Genomic DNA, 21,719 nt, shown 5'->3' with positions numbered 1-21,719 from the left:
GAATTCTTTTTAGCGATGACTGGCTAACCGCAAGCACAACCGGCAAGGTCGGCGCGGCAGCGGATTTGTTATTGGGCTTCGCTTGCGGCGGTGGCGGTGGGGGCCTGATAGCCGCCACCCAGCGCCCGCGTCAGCGCGATTTCGGTATTGATCTGGCGGTTGCGCAGCACCAGCAGCTGGTCCTGAATCAACAGCACCGGCAGTTGTGCGCGCAGCACCACGCCCTGATCGGTCAGGCCACGCTGCATGCGGGTTTGCTGGTTTTTCAGCACGCCTTCGGTGGCGACCAGATAGTTGCGGGTAGCCGCTTCCTGCGCCGACAAGCCTTGCAATGCCACGCCCTGGTTGGCCACGTCCTGCACCGCGTTCACCAGCGCCTGGTTGTATTGCGCGACGGCCACGTCACGTTGCGCGCGGCTGGCGGTCAGGCCGGCAGCCAGACGGCCGCTGTCAAAGATCGGCAGGCTCAGCGCCGGGGTAATGCCCAGCGTGCGCGTGCCTTGCTTCAATACGTCGTCCAGGCTCAGGCTGGATGCGCCCACAAACGCGCTCAGGCTGATATCGGGATAGAACAGCGCCTTGTTGTACTCGGTGCGTTGCGTCGCCACTTCGGCGCGCCAGCGCGCGGCTTGCAGATCGGGGCGACGCGCCACCAGGTTCAGGCCCAGATCGCTGGGCAGCGTGCCCATGGCTTGCGGCAGCGGCGCAGGTTGCAACTGGTCCACCACTTTGCTGTCGCCGGTAATGCCCAGCAACGCGCGCAACGATTCGCGATCCTGGCGCTCGGTGGCGGCCAGTTGCGCCAGCACGGCGTCTTGATTGGCGACGTCACCGCGCGCGCTGCGCTGGCTGGTGTCGTTTTCCAGGCCGCTTTGCACACGTCGCGCAGCAATCTGATGCAGGCGTTGCTGCACGTCGCGCTGCTGTTGCACCAGCACAATCCGTGCGTTGTCGGTCTGCCAAGTAAAGTAGGCTTGCGCCACGGCGGTGGTCAGCGATTGCTCGGCGGCGGCCAGATCGGCGCGGCTGGCGGCGGTTTCGCCCAGGGCCGACGCAATCTCGGCCTTGTGCTTGCCCCACCAGTCAAATTCATACGATGCAGAAATTTGCGGCTCGGTATCAGTCACCCATTCGCCAGCCAGCGGCGGCGGAATCAGACCGTATTCGGAAGTCAGCTCGCGCGTAATCGACACACTGGCGCGCACATTCACGCCTTCGTTGGCATGCGCTTGTTGCACGCCAGCCTGCGCGGCCAGCACACGCGTTTGCGCCACCACCAGGTTGGGCGAGCCTTTCAGCGCGGCATCCATCAATTGATCGAGCTGGCTATCGTGATAGCGCGACCACCAGCGGGCGTCAGGCCAGCCTTCGTTGGCCAGTTTGATCTGGCTGGAAAGCTGCGCGCCAGCGGCATCGCGCAGTTGTACAGACTGCTGGTCTTGCGGAATCCGGGCGCAACCGGCCAGCGCCAGCAAGCCCAAGGCGAGATAAGGTTTCATGGCTGTTTCTATGTAGTAGTCAGTGGACCCTGCGCTCAGGCAAATGCGCCGAGCAGCTTCTTGAGGATGGCTTCGAGCAGGTCGCGTTCTTCTGCCGTCAAATCGTTAAACGGAGAGAAGGCATGGTTCTGGATTTTGGGTAGCGTGCGTTGCACCAGCTCTTCGCCTTGCGGGGCCAGATACAGGTCAATACGACGCCGGTCTTCGGGGTTGGGCTCGCGGCGCAGCAGGCTTTTGGCCACCAGCTCGTCGCAAATCCGGGTGACATTGGCGCGCGACTCGCCGGTCGCTTCGGCCAGATCAGACGGGTTAAGCGGCTTGCCGCCCGAGCTGACCAGCATCACCAGCGCCAGAAAACTGATGCGGTTAAGGTTGTATTCGCGCAGCACTTCGTTCATGCGGCTGTTAAGGCCACCGGCGATATGTTGCAACAGCATTTTAAGCAGCACGGGCTGGCGGTCGCTGCCGGGCACGCGCGCACAGACCCGCTCGATGCGGTTTTCGATATCCGCAAAGGTGGGAAAAGCGTCTGGGGTGGGGTGGACATGATCGTTCATGCCGGGATAGTAAATTTCTGAATTATATTTCGCAAGAATAATTTAGGGCTGTATCTCTGCCGCGACGTCGGGATTTTCCCCTAGGTTCGCGTTTGATTGCCGCGGCTTTTAACGCAGATCAGCGCACATCTTGGGGTTTTTCGGGCGCATCGGTTAAAGTTGGGGGCATGAAACAATCACTTGATCGCATTCTTACTTCTCAGGGTTTCGGTACGCGTAAAGGCGTGCGCGAGCTGATCGCCGACGGCGAAGTGGCCGTCAACGGCCAGATCGTCACCGACTGGCGCACTGACGTCGAAACCGAAGGCCTGCTGATTACGCTGTTTGGCGAAGAAGACTGGCCGTACCGCGCCAACCTGTATCTGGCGCTGAATAAACCCACCAATTACGAATGCTCGCGCAAGCCCAGCCACCATCCCGGCATTCTCACGCTATTGCCCGAGCCGTATCGCTGGCGCGACGTGCAACCGGTGGGCCGGCTCGACCACGACACCACCGGCTTGCTGCTGCTGTCGGATGACGGTGCGTTTATTCATGCGCAATCGCACCCCAAACATCATCAGCCCAAAAAATATCTGGCCACGCTGGCGCAGGCGGCGGACGAAAGCCTGGTTGAGCAGCTGTTAAGCGGCGTCAAACTGCATGACGAACCCGCGCCACTGAGCGCGCTGTCAGCAAAGCAGGTGGACGAACTGCATATCGAGATGGTGCTGGAGCAGGGCAAATATCATCAGGTGAAACGCATGCTGGCCGCAGCCGGTAACCATTGCGCCGCGTTGTCGCGCGTGGCGATTGGCGGGCTGACGCTGGCGTCGCTCAATCTGGCCGAAGGCGAATATATCGAGCTGGATGCAGACCAGCTGGCCGCACTCAATCGCGAAGGCGACACCGACTGATGCCGGCGCTGCGCATCCTGGCCGGCACCGAGGCGCTGCGGCAACTCCGCGAACACGGGCTGCGGCCCGAGCTGTTTTCGCATCTGGGCGCCGCCGCGGGCGGCCCCAAATGGCAAGTGCTGGCGCGGCTGGATAAAGCCTTGATGAGCGACTGGCTGGCGGGCCGCACGCAGCCGATGCTGGCGGTGGGCGCGTCGATTGGCGCGTGGCGGCTGGCGGCGCTGGCGCAAAACGATCCGCTGGCGGCGCTCGACCGCTTTGAAGAACACTATCTGGCGCAGGCCTATTCCGAGCAGCCATCGCCGCATGAAGTCAGCCAGGTGGCGTTGCAGATCATGCACGGCATGCTGGGCCAGCACGGCGCGCAAGAGATCGTTGATCATCCCTGGTTGCATCTGAATGTGCTGACCGCGCGCGCGGTACGCGGCATTGATGGCAGCGGCAGCCGTGGCGACAAGCTGGCGCTGGCGCGTGCAGTGCTGGCCAATGCCCGCTCGCGCCGGCATCTGGGCGGTTGGCTGCAACGCGTGACGTTTCATGCCGGGCCACAGGCTGCGCAGTTTATCGATGATGGCTTTGGCAATACCGCCGTGCCGTTGCAGCCGCAGAATTTATCCGCAGCCTTGCTGGCCAGCGGCGCGATTCCGGGCGTGCTCGAAGCCGTGCGCGATATTCCGGGCGCACCGCGCGGCACCTATCTCGATGGCGGGCTGATTGATTACCACATGGATCTGGCGCTGGCCCAGCCGCAGGGTTTGATGCTGCTGCCGCACTTTACCCAGCGCATCACCACGGGCTGGCTGGATCAGTTTCTGCCGTGGCGCAAGGCGGCGTGGCTGGAGCGTACGCTGGTGCTGGCCCCGACCGCCGAATTTGTGGCCGGACTACCGGGCCAACGTATTCCCAGCCGCAAGGACTTTGCGCGGTTTCATGGCCGCGACCGCGAACGCATCGCCGCGTGGAAATCCGCGCTGGATGCGGGCCAGCAACTGGCGGATGAGTTTGTCGACTGGATCAACCAACCCAACCCGATCGCCAGAATTGAGCCGCTGGCATAGGGTGGGTCTAGACCCGCCACTCAAAGCCATAGAGATGAACTCAAATACCTGAGTGCGCATCGCGCCCCAAGGCGTACGTCATGCGAAGGTATTAAACCGGATATCGTCCGGCTTGAATCAACCGGCCCTACGATCAAAGTGGCAGAGCGCGCGCCGTGGCATCTGCATTTGGCTTTGGGTGGTGGGTCACGACCCACCCTATGCCGCGCCTTTTATTTGACCGGGATGGCTTGCCCGGACACCGGCACCGCCGTCAGTGAGTTGTCGGGGCTGCCGTCGATGACCTTATCCGAATAAGTCAGATACACCAGCGTGCTGCGTTTGGCGTCGGCGATGCGCACCACGCGCACGTGTTTGAAGATAAACGACGCGCTTTGCTTGAACACTTCTTCCTGCTTGGGGATGGGGTGCAGAAACCTGATCGGCCCCACCTGACGGCACGCCACCGAAAAGCGCGACGGATCTTTGGCCAGACCGACCGCGCCGCTGATACCGCCGGTTTTGGCGCGCGAGATATAGCAACTGACGCCGCTGACCGCCGGGTCATCAAATGCTTCCACCACAATCTTGTGATCGGGCCCGATCAGCTGGAACGCGGTGTCCACCGAGCCCACTTCTTCGGCGTGGACCAGGCCGCACATCGACACCAGTCCGGATATAACGATGTGCTTGAGCATGGCGCCTTCCTTATCGGTTACAGATTGCCACGTAGCGGCGGATGACTTCGGCAAAGCCGGTTTCGAGCGCCTCGACGGTCAGCGCATGGCCAATGGAGACTTCATCCACGCCCGGCACGGCCTGCAGAAAATCACCCAGGTTTTGCAGATTAAGATCATGCCCGGCGTTCAGGCCCAAGCCCTGCTCAAGTGCGCATTGGGCCGCAGCGGCGTAGCGCGCCAGGATTTCTGCGCTGGCGGCCTGGCCGTAATGCAAAGCGTATTCCTCGGTATACAACTCAACGCGCGCCGCGCCGGTTTGCGGCGCCAACGCAATCTGCGCCGGGTCCGGATCGACAAACAGGCTGACGCGGATGCCTGCGGCGTTGAGCTCAGCTACCACGTCCTTCAGCAAATCCATACGCGCGGCGATATTCCAGCCGTGGTCGGAGGTGAGCTGGCCCGGCTCGTCCGGCACCAGCGTGCATTGCGCGGGTCTGGCTTGCAGCACCACGTCCAGAAACTCGCGCGACGGGTAACCCTCGATATTCAGTTCGGTGCCGGGAAATTCCTGCACCAGCGCCGCCAGCGCCAGCGCGTCGGCATTGCGCGCGTGGCGTTGATCGGGGCGCGGATGGATGGTGACGCCGGCCGCGCCATGCTGCAGCGCCAGGCGGGCAAAGTGGGTCACGGACGGGTAGTCGCGGCCGCGCGAATTGCGGATCAAGGCAATCTTGTTCAGGTTGACGCTAAGTTGGGTAGCCATGCGCTGGGTGCCCTGGTGTGGCGAAAACATGGATTGTTGCCGCATGCCCGGCCCCTGTCCACCTACAGAACGCGCGGCGCGCGGCCATAACACGTGTCGCCAATGAAAATGCCCGGCAAGCCGGGCATTTGTGGGTTAAGCCTGCGACAGGCTTAGAACATGCTGTGGACCGGCGTGGTAAAAGCGATCATGGCACCGCAGATGGCCAGCAAAACGACAGAACGAGCAAAGCTACTCATGGCACATTTCCTCTTCGAGTTAAAAACAAAAGCCGCTGTGCCACCGCTGCTGGGGGCACGATCCGCCGCGTTGCGGGCGTCGGACCAAATAATCGGGGTGTGGCTGATGGGTTGCGGACGGCACTGAGTAAGCCGTCTTTTTGATGCATTGCACCAATTATGCCACAGTCAGTATTGCAAAAGCATTTCGTCAGTATCAGCAAGCATCAGTCTGAAGCCGAATGGCGCTTTGTGCTGTGACGTATCTACTTGTGAGCAAACATCGTTCCCGATTTGTGTGAAACGGTGATGGCGGTGGTGTGACAGTGGCATGCACCACTCATGCCGGGCGGCCGAGGAGAAGGGTTTATGCGGGAAATAAGTATAAAAATCAGTGGCTTGTAATGTTTCTCTGCCCGCGCGAGCAGAAGTGCTCAGCCCTTCATGTTGCTGACGAACGGCGTCAAACTTGATTATTGATTCGCAATTTTTTCGTCAGGCGGCTGCGTGCAATCGGGGCGCTTTTGCGCATTGCAGCAACATGCTGGTGCGCCGCTGTGGGTAAGCCGCGCCGACGCAGCCGACGCGCGGTGGCTTAAACCGGTGCCACCCAGTCCATATCGACGTGCGGGATGCCGTCTTCGTCATATTCTTCGCCCAGAGTCACAAAGCCGAGTGCCCCGTAAAAGCGCTGCAGATGCGCTTGTGCGCCGATGCGATTGCCCAGGCCCGGATACGCACGCTGCGATTGCGCCAGCCCTTCCGCCACCAGCGCGCGACCGGTGCCGCCTTTGCGCGCCGCTGCGGCCACCACCACGCGGCCCAGCGAGGGCGCATCGTATTTAAGACCCGGCGGCACCAGGCGCAATGCTGCCTGCACCACGCCCGTTTCATCGCGCCCCAGCAGGTGCCACGACGGCTGGTCCAGCTCATCCAGATCGGCGTACACGCAGTTCTGCTCCACCACAAAAACGTCCTGGCGCAGTTTGAGGTAGGCGTACAAAGACACGACGTCGAAATCGTTAAAGCGAAACCAGGTCCAGGTCAGTTGCATCGTGATCGGGCTTGAAGATGAGGGTGGAAACGCCAGCGGGCCGGATAAGCTCCGACCCGCTGTGGATGACTTGTGGACAAGTCGAGAAGGCTTAAACGCCCAGGCGCTGACGCCAGCGCGAAATCTGCAAGCGCACCTGGTCGGGCGCGGTGCCGCCGATGTGATCGCGCGCGGCAATACTGCCCTCAGCGGTCAGCACTTCGGCGATATCGGCTTCGATCAGCGGCGAGAAGCTTTGCAGCTCCACCAGTTGCAGTTCGGACAGATCGCGACGTTTTTCTTCGGCATAACGCACAGCCAGCGCCACGGCTTCGTGCGCATCACGGAACGGCAAGCCTTTCTTGACCAGGTAATCGGCCAGATCGGTGGCGGTGGCATAGCCCTGCTTGACGGCTTGCGCCATCGCGTCGGGTTTGACGGTCACGCCGCGCATCATGTCGGCGTAGATCCGCAGCGTATCGGTCAGCGTATCGACCGTATCAAACAGCGGCTCTTTGTCTTCCTGATTGTCTTTGTTGTAGGCCAGCGGCTGGCCCTTCATCAGCGTCAGCAGCGCCACCAGATGGCCGTTAACGCGCCCGGTCTTGCCGCGCACCAGTTCGGGTACATCGGGGTTCTTTTTCTGCGGCATGATCGACGAGCCGGTACAGAAGCGGTCGGCGATATCGATAAAGCCAAAGCGCGGGCTCATCCACAGCACCAGCTCTTCGGACAGACGCGACAGATGCGTCATGGTCAGTGCGGCGGCAGCGGTAAATTCAATGGCAAAGTCGCGATCGGACACCGCATCCAGCGAGTTTTCGCACACGCCTTCAAAATTGAGCAGTTCGGCGGTGTAGGCGCGGTCCACTGGAAAGGTCGTGCCCGCCAGCGCGGCTGAACCCAGCGGCAGGCGGTTAACGCGGCGACGCGCATCGGCAAAACGCTCAGCGTCGCGGCCCAGCATTTCTACATAAGCCAGCATGTGGTGGCCAAACGTAACCGGCTGCGCCACTTGCAAATGGGTAAAGCCAGGCATGACGGTGGCGGCGTGTTTTTCCGCGAGTTCGAGCAGCGAAATCTGCAGCTCGTGCACCAGGCCAATCAGCACATCAATCGCGCCGCGCAGGTACAGGCGGATATCGGTGGCCACCTGGTCGTTGCGACTGCGGCCCGTATGCAGACGCTTGCCGGCGTCGCCGATCTTTTGCGTCAGACGGCGCTCGATGTTCATGTGCACGTCTTCCAGATCCAGCGACCATTCAAACGTGCCGTGGCGGATTTCGTCCAGGATATCGGCCATGCCGCTCTGGATGGCGCGCAATTCGTCTTCAGTCAGCACGCCCGCGCGTTGCAACATGGTGGCGTGGGCTAACGAACCCTGAATGTCGACTTCGGCCATGCGTTTGTCGAAACCGACCGACGCGGTGTAGCGTTTGACCAGATCTGACACCGGCTCGTTGAACCGACCAGACCAGGCTTTCCTGGAATCCTGCATGTTGGGGGCGACCTTGACTTGAAACGAACGGCGATTATATGCCGCGTTTATGCTTTGTTGCACTGCACGCTAGATCCGTTCGGTGAGAAAACTCCCTTTTATGTCAGTGCGATGTGTAGCAAAGCGACGCGGATGCTAGAATTCGCCACATTTAGCCGGGACAGCCCCAAAGCAGGGCGCGGCATATATACAGAACGTACCAGGCGCGGTGGTCGCCGCGCCGGAGAAAAGGTCTATGAGTAGAGATATGAAGCGCTCCGGCACAAGCAGACCGGCAGCGCGTAGCGGCGGCGGCGGTGGTGGTTCCTTGCTGACCGGGCTGGTGCTGGGTGCACTGGTCGGCGTTGCCGTGGCAGTGGGTGTGGCGTTTTATATCAACCGCGGCACCAATCCGTTCATGAACAAAACCTCGGCGCCGCCGCCTGATGCGGTAACCAACGCGCCAGTGGTTGCACCCAACCAGCCCGAAGTGTTGCGCCCCGATGGTCAGGGCCGGGATGTGGCGCAGCCGTTGCCGCAATCCGGGCAGCCCGCAACCAGCGCCAGCGATGCGCAAACGCCGCCCAAAGCCACGGCCAGCGCAGGCGAGCGCTTTGATTTCTACAAGATGTTGCCTGCGATGTCGGACAAGGCCGAAGCCAAAGCCGCAGCGGCCAACAAGGCCAAAGACACTGGTGACGCTACCCCGCCCACCACAGTGGAAGCCCCCAAAGGCGCGTATCTGCAAGCTGGCGCATTCCAGAACGAGCAAGATGCGGACAACCTGAAAGCCAAACTGGCGTTATTGGGTATCGAAGCGCGCATTCAGACCGTCGAAACGCAAGACAAAGGCATCTGGCATCGCGTGCGAGTCGGGCCGTTTACCAGCGTGGCCGATATGGACAAGGTACGCAGCGAATTGCAGGCCAATGGCGTGCAGAGCGACAAAGTCAAGGCGCAATAAGCGGCGGGAATTTAATTCGCACGGCGCAGTCATAGTGCCGGTTTCGACCCATTCGACTAATTGATAAAAAAGGACTATCCAGCATGACCCGTTGGCTCAAGGCGATGTTTCTGGCAGTTGGTTTGCTCACGGCGTCGGTCGCCGCGCACGCTGATATCAAAGAAGGGACCGAGTACAAGCTGCTGACGCCCGCACAACCGGTGGCCGTGCCGGGCAAGATCGAGGTGATCGAATTCTTCTGGTATGGCTGCCCGCATTGCTTCCATATCGAGCCGTACGTGGAAGACTGGGCCGCCAAACTGCCCAAGGACGTCAACTTCCGCCGCGCCCACGTGGTCTGGCAAGGTCGTAACGACATCATTGCGCACGCCAAGATCTTTATCGCGCTCAACACCATGGGCATTGCCGGCAAGTATCAACAAGCCGTGTTCAACGCCATCCAGCGCGACGGCCTGGAACTGCGCAAAGACGACGTGCTGTACGACTGGGTGAAGAAACAAGGCATTGATGTGGCCAAGTTTAAAGCCGCCTACAACTCGTTTAGCGGCAGCGTGGAAATGAACAAGCTCAACAAGATGGTGCAGGACTATCAGGTGGACGGCGTGCCGATGTTTATCGTTAACGGCAAGTACGTGACCGCACCGTCGATGGTGGGCAAGGAAGACGGCACGGTGCTGACCGTGGTGGATCAGCTGATTGCCAAAGAGCGCAAGAAGTAAGCGCGCGGCAGTTCAATAAAAATCAGGGCGCTCAAAGCGCCCTGATTTGTTTCCGCCCTCACAGGGTGGGTCTAGACCCACCCAGCAAAGCCATAACCCGGGACAGCGAAAGTTGCCGCACCGCTGCGTTGAGTGGCCGTGAGCATTTACCTCAGTGGCATAGCAAAGCGTTGCGCCGTCCGTTTATGACTTTGTTTGGCGGGTCTAGACCCACCCTACAACAGCCGATCCGGATTCAAGCGGTGATTACGGTTGCAGCCAGCGCGCAAGCGGCCCCGGCATCATGCCAGCCAACGCGCTGCGGTCGGTGGTGTCCAGCCAGTTTTTAAGATGCAGGCCGAGTTCCGTCTCGCCTTCGATCTGCAGTTTGCGCTGAAAGAACAGCGTGTCCGGGTCAGTCTGGCCGCGCAGCATCGCGGTGAAGCCCGCCACCTCGGCGCGTAAGGTCACATCAGCGGCCTTGCCACTGTGGATAAAGCGACCGCCGTTGTGACCCAACGTAATGCCGCAGCCCATATCCGATACCTCCAGCCGCGCAGTCTTGCCTTGCAGCCACCTAAAATCCTCGTCCGGCCACAAGCGGCGCGCCACCAGGTTCAGGGTCTGGCACACCGCAAAACCGGCAGGCGCTTCGGGCAGATGGGGCGCGATGCGGCGTAAGGGGAGCAGCCAATCGGGGTTCATGTTTTTGCCTCCTGACAAGTAATGCCGGGCTGGCCAAACCAGTAGCCATTCACCAGCCCTTCGGGTTGCCATTGCGCCACATCGGGTTGCACCGATTCGCCTTGCAGCGCGGCGTGCCATGCGTTAACCCACTCGCCGGTATGGCGCGCTTGTGGGCTGATGCGCAAGGTTGATACGCCGGCGTCGCGTAACTGGGGCAGCAGATTCCACAGGCTGTGGCAGGCGGCGGATTGGGTCTGGATGCCGTTAAGCCGCAAAAACGGTTGCTGCTCGCGCGTGCGCATCACCATGCCGTCCGGATGTTCCAGGCAGACAAATTCGCAGCGATCCTTGTTGCGATCGTAATGGCGGGCGGTAAAGCAGCGCGCCGACCACGCCAACGGTAAGTGGCCGTGCGCAAAAATCTCGATCGGCACGGTGTGCTGGCTTTCCGCGCGCACGGCATTGAGTGTGTCGCGGCTGATTTCCACCGGTGGCACCCAGCGGCACGCGCCCAGGCCCACATACCAATCCAGCGTGGCGCCGGAATAGATATTCAGATGCGGCCCGGCCACAAACGGCAAGCCTGCATCGGCCGCCACTTTCACCGCGCCCGGATCATTGGCTTCAATCAGATAGCCAGCCTGGGCCAGTTTGCGCAGCGCGATCAGATCGCCGCCCGATTCCAGCAAGGCTTGTGACGACAGCACCACGGTTTTGCCCGCAGCTTGCAGCGTGCCCGCAATATCGACCCAGTCGCCCAGGCGCATTTCGTGGCGACGCGAGCACACCACTTCGCCCAGATAAACGCGCTCCACTGGCCACGTACATGCGGCGGCGTAAAACCGCTGGATGGTGGCCTGCGGCCAGTAGTACAGCAGCGGGCCCAAAGACAGGTTCATCGAATTTGGCATGTGTAGTCCTTAGCGCCACGGCCGGTGATAAGCGCCCAGCGTTTCCTGGTTGCCCTCAGACACCGCCGTCAATTGCGCCATCCACGCCGGGTCGACCGCATAGTCGTCGCGGCCCGCGGCATCCAGCGCCGCGCGCAGCACGCGCGTTACTTGCGCGGTATACACCGGGCTGCGTTGGCGGCCTTCCACCTTGATGGCGGCAACGCCAATGCGCAGCAGTTCGGGCAGCACCGACAGTGTGTTCAGGCTGGTGGGTTCTTCCAGCGCGTAATAGATGCTGCCGCCGACTTCAAAGCGGCCTTTGCACAAGGTGGGATAACCGGCCGCTTCGCCGGGGGCAAAGCGGTCGATCAGAATCTGGTTCAGCCGCGCGCTCAGCACGTCCTGTTGCTGCAGCCATTGCACATGGCTGGCGGGCGAGCACACGCCATGGGTATTGGGCGATTCGCCAGTGGCATACGACGACAACGCGCAACGGCCTTCGGCCATCACGCACAAGCTGCCAAAGCCAAATACTTCGATTTCGACCGGCGTGTTTTGCGCCACCTGCGCCACTTGCGCCAGCGTCAGCACGCGCGGCAATACCACGCGCTGGATACCAAAATGCTGATGCGCCAGATTGATGGCCTCGGCATTGGTGGCCGAACCCTGCACCGACAAATGCAAACGCAGCTGCGGATGCCGGCGCTGCGCATACGCCAGCAAGCCCATATCGGCCAGGATGACCGCATCGGCGCCAGCATCGGCCGCGCGGTCGACGGCGGCATACCATTGCGGTACGCGGCCGGCCTGCATATAGGTATTGATGGCAATCAGCACCTTGCGGCCCATGCGGTGGGCCAGCGCAATGCCGCGCGCCAGTTGGGCGTCGGTAAAATTCAACCCGGCAAAATTGCGGGCGTTGGTGGGATCTTTAAAGCCGACATAGACGGCGTCGGCGCCGTGTTCGATTGCTTGTTCCAGCGCGGCCAGACTGCCCGCCGGACAAACCAGTTCTGGAAGCGCCACGTGAGCCGCCCTGGGTAAGTCAGACGGCTGGCAGCTTAAGCGGCTTTGCGCGCATCAAATTTAATCTGGATCAAGCTTGATGCAACTGGCATAGCGTATTTTCCGCCGCCCCGGGCGCGCCTTCGCAACCCGGGCCGGCGGCTAGCGCAATATCAGTCCGGCCACTTCTCGCCAAACGCCGCTTCGTAGCGTTGCTGGATGTCGGCCAGCTCCACTTCGTGGTTTTGCGCGCCACGCCGGGCTATCTTCAGCGAGCCCAGCAGCGACGCCAGCTGGCCCGTGCTCTGCCAGCCCCAACCCTTGCTGATGCCGTACAACAAACCGGCGCGAAACGCATCGCCACAACCCGTCGGGTCGATCACTGCTGCGGCCGGCACCACCGGGATGCGATAGATCTGGCCGTCGGCGTGGATTTCGGAGCCTTCGCCACCCAACGTAACCACCAGTGCTTTTACTTGCTGCGCCAGTTGGTCCAGCGCCACGCCCGTCTTGCGCGCCACCACTTCGGCTTCGTAATCGTTCACGGTCAGATAATCGGCCTGAGCGATCATCTCCAGCAATTCATCGCCCGAAAACAAAGGCAGCGCCTGGCCCGGATCAAACACAAACGGCACGCCCATTTCGTGCAGTTGCTGGCAGCGCGCCTGCATGCCCAGCTTGCCATCGGGGCCCACGATGCCCAGTTCCACCGGCACGCCGATATCCTGCGTGCGGATAAAGTGCGACAGATTCATCGCGCCCGGGTGGAAGGCGGCAATCTGGTTATCGTCCAGATCGCATGTGACAAAGCATTGCGCGGTAAATTGCTCCGGCAGTTCACGGATGCCTGCGCGCGAAATGCCCAGCGTATCCATGCGTTTGGCGTAGGGGCCAAAGTCGCTGCCCACCGTGCCTACCACCAGCGGATCGCCGCCCAGGCCTTTGAGCGTGTAACCGATATTGCCGGCGCAGCCACCCAGTTCGCGCCGCATTTCGGGCACCAGAAACGAGATCGACAGGATGTGCAGTTGATCGGGCAACAAATGGTTTTTAAATCGATCTTCAAACACCATGATGGTGTCGTAAGCGATCGAACCGCTGATCAGGATGGCCATGGCGTTCTCGAAAGGGTGAATGCGCGCATTATGACATTTTTGCCGGCGCACGCACCGCGTGTACACTGCGCCCCCAACCCGCCCCACGCCGCAGGAGCAAGCCTTTATGGACGACAGCCGCATTACCGAGCTCGAAATCAAAACCGCGCTGCAAGAAGACTTGCTGGAAACGCTCAACGGCATCGTGGCCGAGCAGGCCATGCAGATCAGCCGCCTGCAGCAGGAAGTGCGCGAACTGGCGGTGTATTTGCGCGCCATGGAAAACACGCAACGCGGCAGCCCGGCGCAAGAAGTGCCGCCGCATTATTAATCAGGCGGCAGTATCGGCAGGCAGGGCCTTGGCAAAGCGCTGGCCAAAGCGCAACGCCTGCGGATACGGAAAAAAGTCTTCCACAATGCCGGCCTTGATGCGCTCGCGCGTATTGCGCCAGAACGCCGGGTCGAGCAGATCAGCGTGATAACGCAAAAACGCCGCGCGGATATCGGGCCGGGTTAATAAAAACGTGCCGAATTCTTCCGGATACACTTCGTTTTTATGCCCGATATACCAGGCCTCGCCGCTCAGTTCATATTCCGGCGCAATTGGGGGCGGAATTCTGCGGAAATCACAATCCGTCATATATTCGATTTCATCGTAATCATAAAACACAATGCGCCCGGCCCGCGTTGAGCCAAAGTTTTTGAACAACATATCGCCCGGAAAGATATTGGCGATGGCCAATTCGCGCAATGCGTTGCCATAGTCACGGATGGCTTCTTCTACAATCGGGCCACGATGCAAATCCAGTAACATATTCAGCGGCACCATGCGCCGTTCAATATATAAATGCCGGATGACCACGGTATCGCCATCTTCTTCCAGCATCGAGGGCGCCAGGCGGCGCAATTCGTCAATCAAGGCATCATCACAACGCGAGCGCGGCAAGGCCACATCCGAGAATTCCCATGAATCGGCCATGCGGCCCACCCGATCATGTTGTTTAACCATCTGATATTTGGCGCGCACCAAAGTCCGATCCACTTCTTTGGGTGGCGCAATCACATCTTTAATGACCTTGAATACAAACGGGAACGACGGCAGCGTAAATACAATCATCACCATGCCTTTAATACCGGGCGCGGCGGTAAAGCGATCGGTGGAATGGCGCAGATGATGAAACAGCTCGCGGTAAAACATGGTTTTACCCTGTTTACCCAAGCCCAATATCGTATATAACTCCGCGCGCGAGGTTTCCGGGATCAGCTCATGCAAAAACTGCACCGTGGCCGACGGCACTTCCATATCAACCAGAAAATACGCGCGCGATAAAGAAAACAAATGGCGGATATGGTCGGCATTAAACAACGCCGCATCAATATATAGTTGGCCCGCTTCATTGCGATATAGCGGTAGCGCAAACGGAATTTCCACATCGCCATTAATCGCACGGCCAATCAGATAAGCCGCTTTGCCCCGATAAAACGCCGACGCCACCACCTGGATTTGCGCATTAAACGCCAGCTTGGGCCAATGCCCCAGGTGGGCATGCACTGCGCGCAATATATAGCGCACATCGCGTTTTAAATCTTCAAACGGCAGATTGAATTTAAAATCCAGCAGCATTTGCGTGATGGCGTCTTCCAGCCAGCTACGCGTTGGATAATAGGTGCGATAGGCGGGCGGTTCACTTTCTTCAATATATTCGGTCGAAACCGCAGGCCGATAAAAAATAAAGTCGTTATGAAAATAATTGCGATGCAGGATATGGCAACACACCGAATTAAAAAACGTCTCGGCCAGTTCGGGCTGCTTATGATTAATCAATAAGCCGACATACGCCGCTTTGGTTTGCGCCCACACCGTTTCGGGCAAACTGGCGATGGCAAAATCCTGCTGGATGCGTGCAATGGTTTCGGTGACGCGGCGGTCGTAAAAGGTAATGCGGTCGCGCACCGCATCGCGCTGAGCGTGCACGTTGCCCGCCTCAAAATTGGCCTGGGCCAGCCGGCTGCAATCGCGAAACAGCCGGTAATGGCAATCAAAGCCATCCAGGATGGTGCGCGCCAGGCTGGTGGCGGGGCTGATGCAGGCGGAACCGGATTGCGACATGGTAGCGCGCGTCCAGAAGTGGGCGGGCTTTTGATCTTGAGCGCGCGCCAGCACGCGCGGCATCAGGCTTTACCCGCAATGTGCCGATTCAAACACATTACGGGCCGCGTATTGCAGCCAACACGCTTATTTGAGGACGTTCCAGCTGATTTGCAGATTGGTTTTGTCGTCCGACAGCCACACTTCGGCATCCTGGATGGTGCATTGCAGTTGCATCGTGCGCTCGGCCATCGCCGCCAGGCCCGCCATGGTGTCGCCCGAGACGTGCACCACATGCAGATTATCAAAACGCTGAATGGTGGCGCGGTTGGCCTCAAACCACATCTCGGCGGTCTTGCCGCTGCCATAGGCGTAAATCCACGCTTGCTGGCTGCGCTGGCTGAGCTTGCGGATGCGCTTGTCGTCGGGCAGACCCAGATCAATCCACAGCTCCACTTCATCGATCAGCGATTTTTGCCACACCGCGGCGTCGTCTTCGTCGCTGATGCCACGGCCAAAGGCCAGGGTTTCGCTGGCATGGCAGGCGAAGGCCAGCACGCGCAGCATCATGCGCTCGTCGGTCTCGGAAGGATGGCGCGCGATGGTCAGGTTATGGCTGGCGTAGTAGCCACGGTCCATGTCACTGATATTGAGGTCGGCTTTGTAAATGGTGGCTTTGAGTGCCATGGTCTGTCCGTGCGGCGCAAAAGGTCGCCAGTGTAGTGGCAGCGCCCGCGTCTGGCGAGGGCGCAGCGGGTAGAATGCCGGGTTTACTTGCCGCAGGCCTCACCATGACCCCATCCGCCCCCACTGTTGTTAGCCCGCGTCGCGTTGCCGTGATCGGGGGTGGCCCGGCGGGTTTGATGGCGGCCGAGCGCCTGGCCGCTGGCGGCGTGCAGGTGGACGTGTACGACGCGATGCCGTCGGTGGGGCGCAAGTTTCTGCTGGCGGGCGTGGGCGGCATGAATATCACCCACTCGGAGCCGATCGAGCCGTTTCTGCAGCGTTATGGCGCGCAGCATAGCTGGCTGCAGCCGCTGATTGCGGCGTTTCCGCCAGACGCATTGCGCGCCTGGATCCATGAGTTAGGCATCGATACCTTTGTCGGCACCTCCGGCCGCGTGTTTCCGCGCGAGATGAAAGCCGCGCCCTTGCTGCGCGCATGGTTGCAGCGTTTGCGCCAGGCGGGCGTTAATCTGCACGCGCGGCATCGCTGGCTGGGCTGGGCTGAGGACGGCAGCTTGCGCATCGCCAGCCCGGACGGCGAGATGAATGTGAAGGCCGACGCTGTGGTGCTGGCTCTCGGTGGCGCTAGCTGGTCGCGGCTGGGTTCGGATGGCGCATGGGTGCCGTTGCTGCAGCAACGCGGCGTGGCCATTACACCGCTGCAGCCCGCCAACAGCGGTTTTGAAGTTGCCTGGAGCAAAATCCTGCGCGACAAGTTTGGCGGCCATCCGCTAAAAACCGTGGCGCTGGCGCATACCGGGCTGGATGGCGTGCGGCATTACAAGCAAGGCGAGTTTGTGATCACCGAACATGGCGTGGAAGGCAGCCTGATTTATGCGTTTTCGCGCGCGATTCGGGAACAGATTAACGCCACCGGCCAAGCCAACATTGAGGTCGATTTGCTGCCGGGCCGTAATCTGGAACGCGTGCAACAAGAGCTGGCTGTTCCACGTGGAGCAAAAAGCGTCGCGGCGCATTTGCAGAGCAAAACCGGGCTGACGGGCGTGAAGACCGCGCTGCTGTGGGAAGTGCTCAGTCGTGAGCAGATGCACGATATGGACCAGGTGGCGCGGGCGATCAAGGCGCTGCCGCTGACGCTGACCGGCACGCGACCATTGGACGAGGCGATCAGCACCGCAGGTGGCGTGGCGCTGGACGCTGTGGATGAGCACCTGATGCTGCACGCCGCGCCGGGCATCTTTGTCGCGGGCGAGATGCTGGACTGGGAAGCCCCCACCGGCGGCTATCTGCTGACCGCCTGCTTCGCCACCGGCCGTGCCGCCGGCGATGGCGCACTAAGCTGGCTGCGCCGCGGCGCATAGGGTGGGTCAAGACCCACCCATCAAAGCCATATGCAACACGCATTGAGCTTGGCAAACCACTTTGATTGGTGGGTCACGACCCACCCTATGCCTGTGTCCCGAGTCTGACAGCGCGGATCAATGCGGCGCATGGGTGGGTCAAGACCCACCACTCAAAGCCATATGCCACGCGCTTTGAGCTTGGCAGACCACGTTGATGGGTGGGTCACGACCCACCCTATAAGAGCGTCCGGGCACCTATCGCGGATCAATACACAAACCGGTACCGCATCTCATCCAGATTCAGTTCTTCCAGAATCGCCTCGGCGCGTTGGCGTGCGTTGCGTGGGCGTTGGCCGGACTGGGTGGCGATGATCAGTTCGTTTTTCATCGAATGTTCCCAGCCCACCAGTTCGGTCACCGTCACCTGGTAGCCATGCGCTTCCAGCAGCAAGCAGCGCAGCACATTGGTGATCTGGCTACCAAACTCGCGCGTATGCACCGGGTGGCGCCAGATTTCTGACAGCGCGGTTTTGCCAAACGATTGGTTCTTCAGCTTGCGCAAAAACGTCGCCACTTCGGCTTGGCAGCACGGCACCAGCACGATATGGCGCGCGTTTTTTTCCAGCGCAAAGCGGATCGCATCATCGGTGGCGGTGTCGCAGGCATGCAGCGCGGTTACCACGTCAATCTGCGCGGGCAGGGCGGACGAGTTGATCGATTGCTCCACCGTCTCATGCAGAAACGACATGCGCTCAAAGCCCAGCCGCTGCGCCAGTTCGCGCGAGCCTTGCACCAGTTCTTCGCGCGTTTCGATGCCATAGATGTGGCCGCCGCTTTGCGCCTTGAAGAACAGGTCATACAGGATAAAACCGAGGTAGTTTTTGCCCGCGCCGTGGTCCACCAGCGTCACGGCCTCGTGCTGTTGCAACACGTCTTTCAGCAGCGGCTCAATAAAGTTGAACAGATGGTAGATCTGCTTCAGCTTGCGGCGGCTGTCCTGGTTAAGCTTGCCGTCGCGCGTCAGGATATGCAGTTGTTGCAGCAGTTCGACTGACTGGCCGGGGCGGATTTCGGGGGCGGACATGGCGGGCGGTTCTCAAAGGCGTTTTAAAACAAGGCCGCCATGATACCGCGTACGCGCCGGGCTGGCCTGCCGCGTGGGTTTAGTGGCGGCGCTTCAGGCGACCGGCGTCCACGCGTTTTGCGCGCACCACGCCAGTTTGGCTGGCCGTTTCAGCTTCTTGATTTGCGCTTCCAGCTTGCTGGCTTCGCTGCGATTGGCGCAGTGCAATACCGCCAGCAATTGCTGTGGCGGATGCGCCCGCGTGTAGCGCGCGCCCTTGCCACTGCAATGCGCGGCATAACGCGCCAGCACATCATTGCTGATGCCGGTATAAAGGCTGCCATTGCGACACGCCAACATATACACGCACCATGCGGCCGCGGCAGGCGCGCTCTGGCGGTCCGATGCGAGGGCGGAACCGGTTGCCGCGCAAATGTCGGTTGCGTTTCGGGCAACGCCAGCCATAGTGCACAAACCTGTTTGGATTGATGGGATGGTCATGAGCAAAAAGCGCATGGATTTAACCAGCGGCCCGGTGGCGCGCACGCTGTTTCTGTTTTCACTGCCGGTGCTGGGCAGCAATGTACTGCAATCGCTCAACGCGTCGATCAACGCGATGTGGATCGGCCATTATCTGGGCGAGGCCGCACTCACCGCCGCATCCAACGCCAACCTGATCCTGTTTTTTCTGCTCGGCATTGTATTCGGTCTCAGCATGGCCAACACCATTCTTGTCGGCCAGGCGGTGGGCGCCAAAGACACCGCGCGCGCCAAACGCGTGGCGGGTACCAGCTACAGCTTCTTTGCCTTGCTCTCGACGCTGATGGCGGTGATCGGCTATGTGTTTACCCCGCATATCCTGCGCGCCATGGATACCCCCGCCGACGCCGCGCCGCTGGCCATCGCCTATCTGCGCGTCATCTTTGTGGCCGTGCCCTTCATGTATTTGTACAACGTGCTGATGATGACGCTGCGCGGCACGGGCGATTCGCGCACACCGTTTTATTTCATGCTGTTGTCGGTGTTTCTCGATATTGGTCTGAATCCCTTGCTGATCTTTGGCGTCGGCCCGTTTCCGCAAATGGGCATCGCCGGTTCGGCCACCGCCACGCTGCTGGCGCAAAGCCTCAGCCTGATTGCCATGCTGGTTTATCTCAAACGGCATCATTACTTTCTGCTGCCGGGCAAAGGCGAATGGCATTACCTGAAGCCAGACCCGGCCGTGTTGCGCACGCTGGTGCTTAAGGGGCTGCCGATGGGCATGCAGATGCTGGTCATCTCCTCGTCGGCCATCGTCATGATCACGCTGGTTAACCGGCATGGCTCGGTGGTGACGGCGGCGTTTGGCGTGGCCTCGCAGTTGTGGACCTATATCCAGATGCCGGCCATGGCGTTGGGCGCGGGGTGTAGCTCGATGGTGGCGCAAAACGTCGGGGCCAAACGTTGGGATCGGGTGGCGCAAGTCACGCGCGCGGGCGTGGGGTTCAACTTTGTGATGACGGGCGTGATTGTGGCGCTGCTGCTGTTGCTGGATCGCGCGGTGCTGGGGCTGTTCTTTCCGCAAGATGCGCAGGCCTTGCAGATTGCGCGCCATATCGACCTGGTGGTGGCGTGGTCGTTCGTGCTGTTTGGCGTGACGTTTGTGCTGTTCTCGGTGGTGCGCGCCACCGGCGCGGTGATGGCGCCGCTGGTGATGTTGATTATTTCGATGTGGTTGGTGCGCATTCCGGTGGCGATGTACTTCGGCCGCGATTACGGCGCCGAGGCGATCTGGTGGAGCTTTCCGATCGCCTCGGTGATGTCGCTGGTGATGGCGGTGCTGTACTACCGCTTCGGCCGCTGGCGTAGTGCGCGCATGGAAGTCGGCCCCGGCGCGGTTTAAGCGCCGGGCCTGCGGCGGCTTACCACGGCTGCGCCAGATACTGGCTGCCCAAGGCAGTCAGCTGGCCGCTGCCGCCCAGCAGCGAATCAAAATGCGGATCGCTGCTCATGCGCCCGGTAAACCACGCATAGCGGAACACATCGCTGCGGCTTTCCAGCGTTTTGACCATATCGGCCATCTGCGCCGCTTGCTTGGCCACGCTGTCGATCTGGGCACTGCCATCGCCGGTATGCCAGTTGGCGAATTCGGTCACCCAGAACGGTTTGCCGTATTTGCTCAGGCGGTCCAGCTGGCTGCCCAGGCCATAGTCGTACCAGTGGAAGGCCAGATAATCGATGCGCGGATCGCGATTGCTGTTGGCGGCCCGGTAGGCGGCGTAGAACGCATCCAGCCACACCACCGGATCGGCATAACCCGCCATCGTGCCCCAGTTCATCGCCGGGCCCACCAGCTTGACGCCGGTGTGTGCGGCAATCGCTTCATAACGCGGCCACAGCGCGGCGGCTTGTTGCGGCGTCATATTGGCCTGGTCGGTCAGATTGGGTTCGTTGAGCACCAGCAGATATTTGATTGTCGGATGCGCGGTCAGCATGGTTTCGATGGCCGCATCGTTGAAATTGTCGTTCCACAGCATCGGCACAAATTCCATGCCGTATTGCGTTTGCGCATTGGTGGGCAAGGCGCTGTTGGCATGGTCGCTCCAGTTGTACCACCAGCTGGTGCCCGCGGAGAGCGCTGCCAGATCGGCTGTGCTGGCCAGATCATAGGCCAGGCCGCGCTTGCTGCTTTTGCTGCTGGCGGCCGGGGTAGGCGTGGGCGTCGGTGTCGCCCCGGGCGTTGGGGTGGGGGTTGCGCCGGGCGCTGGCGTAGGAGTCGGTGTTGCGCCTGGCGCAGGGGTCGGCGTCGGTGCGGTGGTGGGCGTGCTGGTGGGGGCAACGGTGTTGCTGGCGCTGCTGTCATCGCCACCGCCTCCGCCGCCACAGGCGGCAAGCGCAAGGCACAACGACAGGGTGGCGGTCAGCGTACTGAGCGCGGGCAGGGCGGAACGGGGCATCTGTGTGTCCTCGAAGGCGGGTTAGGCAGGGCAGGCCAAAGGCGCCCAGCTTTGCACCCCCGGCTCGCGCTGCGAATACAGCGCGTTACCGAAGGCGACA

Annotated in this window: 23 protein-coding genes; 8 read left to right on the top strand and 15 right to left on the bottom strand. The window is 60.8% G+C overall.

Features of this window, described 5'->3' with window-relative positions; translation table 11 throughout:
• Positions 1 to 68: 68 nt before the first annotated feature.
• Together WG78_RS13555 and WG78_RS13550 are read right to left on the bottom strand one after the other, a co-directional pair.
• Positions 69 to 1,499 (bottom strand): efflux transporter outer membrane subunit, encoded by a 1,431-nt coding sequence (locus WG78_RS13555; protein WP_053938370.1) that lies wholly within the window; start codon positions 1,497 to 1,499, stop codon positions 69 to 71.
• A gap of 35 nt (positions 1,500 to 1,534) precedes the next feature.
• Positions 1,535 to 2,056, bottom strand: a complete 522-nt coding sequence (locus WG78_RS13550; RefSeq protein ID WP_053938369.1) for a MarR family winged helix-turn-helix transcriptional regulator — start codon at positions 2,054 to 2,056, stop codon at positions 1,535 to 1,537.
• A gap of 167 nt (positions 2,057 to 2,223) precedes the next feature.
• Between WG78_RS13550 and WG78_RS13545 the strand changes: the two genes are divergently transcribed.
• Positions 2,224 to 2,952 carry a pseudouridine synthase gene (locus WG78_RS13545; protein WP_053938368.1) on the top strand — a complete coding sequence of 243 codons (729 nt, stop codon included), beginning with the start codon at positions 2,224 to 2,226 and terminating at the stop codon, positions 2,950 to 2,952.
• Positions 2,952 to 4,010: a patatin-like phospholipase family protein gene (locus WG78_RS13540; protein ID WP_053938367.1), complete on the top strand. Its 1,059-nt coding sequence runs from the start codon at positions 2,952 to 2,954 to the stop codon at positions 4,008 to 4,010. Before WG78_RS13545 ends, WG78_RS13540 begins: the two co-directional genes overlap by 1 nt.
• Positions 4,011 to 4,222: 212 nt before the next feature.
• Here WG78_RS13540 and WG78_RS13535 read toward each other — a convergent pair whose 3' ends face one another.
• Complete coding sequence (locus tag WG78_RS13535) at positions 4,223 to 4,687, bottom strand: CreA family protein (protein WP_053938366.1); 465 nt, start codon at positions 4,685 to 4,687, stop codon at positions 4,223 to 4,225.
• Between the two features lie 10 nt (positions 4,688 to 4,697).
• A complete protein-coding gene (locus WG78_RS13530; protein ID WP_053938573.1) occupies positions 4,698 to 5,432 on the bottom strand; it encodes a pyridoxine 5'-phosphate synthase in 735 nt (244 codons plus the stop codon).
• A gap of 159 nt (positions 5,433 to 5,591) precedes the next feature.
• Between WG78_RS13530 and WG78_RS13525 the strand changes: the two genes are divergently transcribed.
• Positions 5,592 to 5,798 carry a hypothetical protein gene (locus WG78_RS13525; RefSeq protein ID WP_053938365.1) on the top strand — a complete coding sequence of 69 codons (207 nt, stop codon included), beginning with the start codon at positions 5,592 to 5,594 and terminating at the stop codon, positions 5,796 to 5,798.
• Between the two features lie 447 nt (positions 5,799 to 6,245).
• Here the strand turns inward: WG78_RS13525 and WG78_RS13520 are convergent, their stop codons facing one another.
• Both WG78_RS13520 and argH read right to left on the bottom strand, forming a co-directional pair.
• Positions 6,246 to 6,704 carry a GNAT family N-acetyltransferase gene (locus WG78_RS13520; protein WP_053938364.1) on the bottom strand — a complete coding sequence of 153 codons (459 nt, stop codon included), beginning with the start codon at positions 6,702 to 6,704 and terminating at the stop codon, positions 6,246 to 6,248.
• Between the two features lie 91 nt (positions 6,705 to 6,795).
• Positions 6,796 to 8,181 (bottom strand): argininosuccinate lyase, encoded by a 1,386-nt coding sequence (gene argH, locus WG78_RS13515; protein WP_053938572.1) that lies wholly within the window; start codon positions 8,179 to 8,181, stop codon positions 6,796 to 6,798.
• Positions 8,182 to 8,416: 235 nt separating this feature from the next.
• Here argH and WG78_RS13510 point away from each other — a divergent pair, with 235 nt between their 5' ends.
• Both WG78_RS13510 and WG78_RS13505 read left to right on the top strand, forming a co-directional pair.
• A complete protein-coding gene (locus WG78_RS13510) occupies positions 8,417 to 9,124 on the top strand; it encodes an SPOR domain-containing protein (RefSeq protein WP_152969197.1) in 708 nt (235 codons plus the stop codon).
• Positions 9,125 to 9,207: 83 nt separating this feature from the next.
• Positions 9,208 to 9,843, top strand: a complete 636-nt coding sequence (locus tag WG78_RS13505; protein WP_053938362.1) for a thiol:disulfide interchange protein DsbA/DsbL — start codon at positions 9,208 to 9,210, stop codon at positions 9,841 to 9,843.
• A gap of 246 nt (positions 9,844 to 10,089) precedes the next feature.
• On the opposite strand, the gene ubiT is transcribed toward WG78_RS13505, so the two are convergent.
• The 4 genes from ubiT to WG78_RS13485 all read right to left on the bottom strand — a co-directional run bounded on the left by ubiT (position 10,090) and on the right by WG78_RS13485 (position 13,522).
• Positions 10,090 to 10,527 carry a ubiquinone anaerobic biosynthesis accessory factor UbiT gene (gene ubiT, locus WG78_RS13500; RefSeq protein WP_053938361.1) on the bottom strand — a complete coding sequence of 146 codons (438 nt, stop codon included), beginning with the start codon at positions 10,525 to 10,527 and terminating at the stop codon, positions 10,090 to 10,092.
• The gene (locus WG78_RS13495; protein ID WP_236692040.1) at positions 10,524 to 11,420 is read right to left on the bottom strand and encodes a U32 family peptidase; all 897 of its coding nucleotides are present in this window, start codon (positions 11,418 to 11,420) and stop codon (positions 10,524 to 10,526) included. Before WG78_RS13495 ends, ubiT begins: the two co-directional genes overlap by 4 nt.
• A gap of 9 nt (positions 11,421 to 11,429) precedes the next feature.
• Positions 11,430 to 12,428 (bottom strand): ubiquinone anaerobic biosynthesis protein UbiU, encoded by a 999-nt coding sequence (gene ubiU, locus WG78_RS13490; protein ID WP_053938359.1) that lies wholly within the window; start codon positions 12,426 to 12,428, stop codon positions 11,430 to 11,432.
• Positions 12,429 to 12,580: 152 nt separating this feature from the next.
• Positions 12,581 to 13,522, bottom strand: a complete 942-nt coding sequence (locus WG78_RS13485) for a carbohydrate kinase family protein (RefSeq protein WP_053938358.1) — start codon at positions 13,520 to 13,522, stop codon at positions 12,581 to 12,583.
• Between the two features lie 106 nt (positions 13,523 to 13,628).
• Between WG78_RS13485 and WG78_RS13480 the strand changes: the two genes are divergently transcribed.
• The gene (locus WG78_RS13480) at positions 13,629 to 13,832 is read left to right on the top strand and encodes a SlyX family protein (protein WP_053938357.1); all 204 of its coding nucleotides are present in this window, start codon (positions 13,629 to 13,631) and stop codon (positions 13,830 to 13,832) included.
• Here WG78_RS13480 and aceK read toward each other — a convergent pair whose 3' ends face one another.
• Positions 13,833 to 15,611: a bifunctional isocitrate dehydrogenase kinase/phosphatase gene (gene aceK / locus WG78_RS13475; protein WP_053938571.1), complete on the bottom strand. Its 1,779-nt coding sequence runs from the start codon at positions 15,609 to 15,611 to the stop codon at positions 13,833 to 13,835.
• A 126-nt stretch (positions 15,612 to 15,737) separates the two neighbouring features.
• Positions 15,738 to 16,277: a YaeQ family protein gene (locus tag WG78_RS13470; RefSeq protein ID WP_053938356.1), complete on the bottom strand. Its 540-nt coding sequence runs from the start codon at positions 16,275 to 16,277 to the stop codon at positions 15,738 to 15,740.
• 104 nt (positions 16,278 to 16,381) lie between these two features.
• Between WG78_RS13470 and WG78_RS13465 the strand changes: the two genes are divergently transcribed.
• Positions 16,382 to 17,638, top strand: a complete 1,257-nt coding sequence (locus WG78_RS13465) for a TIGR03862 family flavoprotein (RefSeq protein ID WP_083459083.1) — start codon at positions 16,382 to 16,384, stop codon at positions 17,636 to 17,638.
• A gap of 247 nt (positions 17,639 to 17,885) precedes the next feature.
• Here the strand turns inward: WG78_RS13465 and WG78_RS13460 are convergent, their stop codons facing one another.
• Both WG78_RS13460 and WG78_RS13455 read right to left on the bottom strand, forming a co-directional pair.
• On the bottom strand, positions 17,886 to 18,704 hold the full coding sequence (locus tag WG78_RS13460) for a class I SAM-dependent methyltransferase (RefSeq protein WP_053938354.1): 819 nt from the start codon (positions 18,702 to 18,704) through the stop codon (positions 17,886 to 17,888).
• Between the two features lie 93 nt (positions 18,705 to 18,797).
• Positions 18,798 to 19,043, bottom strand: a complete 246-nt coding sequence (locus WG78_RS13455) for a GIY-YIG nuclease family protein (protein WP_053938353.1) — start codon at positions 19,041 to 19,043, stop codon at positions 18,798 to 18,800.
• Positions 19,044 to 19,182: 139 nt separating this feature from the next.
• On the opposite strand from WG78_RS13455, the gene WG78_RS13450 reads away from it, so the two are divergent.
• Entirely contained in the window at positions 19,183 to 20,565 is a 1,383-nt protein-coding gene (locus WG78_RS13450) for an MATE family efflux transporter (protein WP_201782438.1), read from the top strand.
• A 19-nt stretch (positions 20,566 to 20,584) separates the two neighbouring features.
• On the opposite strand, the gene WG78_RS13445 is transcribed toward WG78_RS13450, so the two are convergent.
• Entirely contained in the window at positions 20,585 to 21,619 is a 1,035-nt protein-coding gene (locus WG78_RS13445) for a glycoside hydrolase family protein (protein ID WP_083459081.1), read from the bottom strand.
• Positions 21,620 to 21,719 lie beyond the last annotated feature (100 nt).

Source organism: Amantichitinum ursilacus, from assembly GCF_001294205.1.
GTDB lineage: Bacteria > Pseudomonadota > Gammaproteobacteria > Burkholderiales > Chitinibacteraceae > Amantichitinum > Amantichitinum ursilacus.
The sequence above is the reverse complement of the archived record's forward strand: the minus strand, read 5'-3'. Positions and strand labels throughout refer to the sequence as shown.

Excerpts from the sequence above, each read along its gene's own strand:
- WG78_RS13485 (WP_053938358.1), bottom strand. The coding sequence starts at position 13,522 with ATGGCCATCCTGATCAGCGGTTCGATCGCTTACGACACCATCATGGTG.
- WG78_RS13550 (WP_053938369.1), bottom strand. The coding sequence starts at position 2,056 with ATGAACGATCATGTCCACCCCACCCCAGACGCTTTTCCCACCTTTGCG.
- WG78_RS13460 (WP_053938354.1), bottom strand. The coding sequence starts at position 18,704 with ATGTCCGCCCCCGAAATCCGCCCCGGCCAGTCAGTCGAACTGCTGCAA.
- WG78_RS13520 (WP_053938364.1), bottom strand. The coding sequence starts at position 6,704 with ATGCAACTGACCTGGACCTGGTTTCGCTTTAACGATTTCGACGTCGTG.
- aceK (WP_053938571.1), bottom strand. The coding sequence starts at position 15,611 with ATGTCGCAATCCGGTTCCGCCTGCATCAGCCCCGCCACCAGCCTGGCG.
- argH (WP_053938572.1), bottom strand. The coding sequence starts at position 8,181 with ATGCAGGATTCCAGGAAAGCCTGGTCTGGTCGGTTCAACGAGCCGGTG.
- WG78_RS13445 (WP_083459081.1), bottom strand. The coding sequence starts at position 21,619 with ATGCCCCGTTCCGCCCTGCCCGCGCTCAGTACGCTGACCGCCACCCTG.
- WG78_RS13545 (WP_053938368.1), top strand. The coding sequence starts at position 2,224 with ATGAAACAATCACTTGATCGCATTCTTACTTCTCAGGGTTTCGGTACG.
- WG78_RS13495 (WP_236692040.1), bottom strand. The coding sequence starts at position 11,420 with ATGCCAAATTCGATGAACCTGTCTTTGGGCCCGCTGCTGTACTACTGG.
- WG78_RS13510 (WP_152969197.1), top strand. The coding sequence starts at position 8,417 with ATGAGTAGAGATATGAAGCGCTCCGGCACAAGCAGACCGGCAGCGCGT.
- WG78_RS13540 (WP_053938367.1), top strand. The coding sequence starts at position 2,952 with ATGCCGGCGCTGCGCATCCTGGCCGGCACCGAGGCGCTGCGGCAACTC.
- WG78_RS13450 (WP_201782438.1), top strand. The coding sequence starts at position 19,183 with ATGAGCAAAAAGCGCATGGATTTAACCAGCGGCCCGGTGGCGCGCACG.
- WG78_RS13525 (WP_053938365.1), top strand. The coding sequence starts at position 5,592 with ATGCTGTGGACCGGCGTGGTAAAAGCGATCATGGCACCGCAGATGGCC.
- WG78_RS13535 (WP_053938366.1), bottom strand. The coding sequence starts at position 4,687 with ATGCTCAAGCACATCGTTATATCCGGACTGGTGTCGATGTGCGGCCTG.
- ubiT (WP_053938361.1), bottom strand. The coding sequence starts at position 10,527 with ATGAACCCCGATTGGCTGCTCCCCTTACGCCGCATCGCGCCCCATCTG.
- WG78_RS13505 (WP_053938362.1), top strand. The coding sequence starts at position 9,208 with ATGACCCGTTGGCTCAAGGCGATGTTTCTGGCAGTTGGTTTGCTCACG.
- WG78_RS13555 (WP_053938370.1), bottom strand. The coding sequence starts at position 1,499 with ATGAAACCTTATCTCGCCTTGGGCTTGCTGGCGCTGGCCGGTTGCGCC.
- WG78_RS13480 (WP_053938357.1), top strand. The coding sequence starts at position 13,629 with ATGGACGACAGCCGCATTACCGAGCTCGAAATCAAAACCGCGCTGCAA.
- WG78_RS13530 (WP_053938573.1), bottom strand. The coding sequence starts at position 5,432 with ATGGCTACCCAACTTAGCGTCAACCTGAACAAGATTGCCTTGATCCGC.
- WG78_RS13470 (WP_053938356.1), bottom strand. The coding sequence starts at position 16,277 with ATGGCACTCAAAGCCACCATTTACAAAGCCGACCTCAATATCAGTGAC.
- WG78_RS13465 (WP_083459083.1), top strand. The coding sequence starts at position 16,382 with ATGACCCCATCCGCCCCCACTGTTGTTAGCCCGCGTCGCGTTGCCGTG.
- WG78_RS13455 (WP_053938353.1), bottom strand. The coding sequence starts at position 19,043 with ATGTTGGCGTGTCGCAATGGCAGCCTTTATACCGGCATCAGCAATGAT.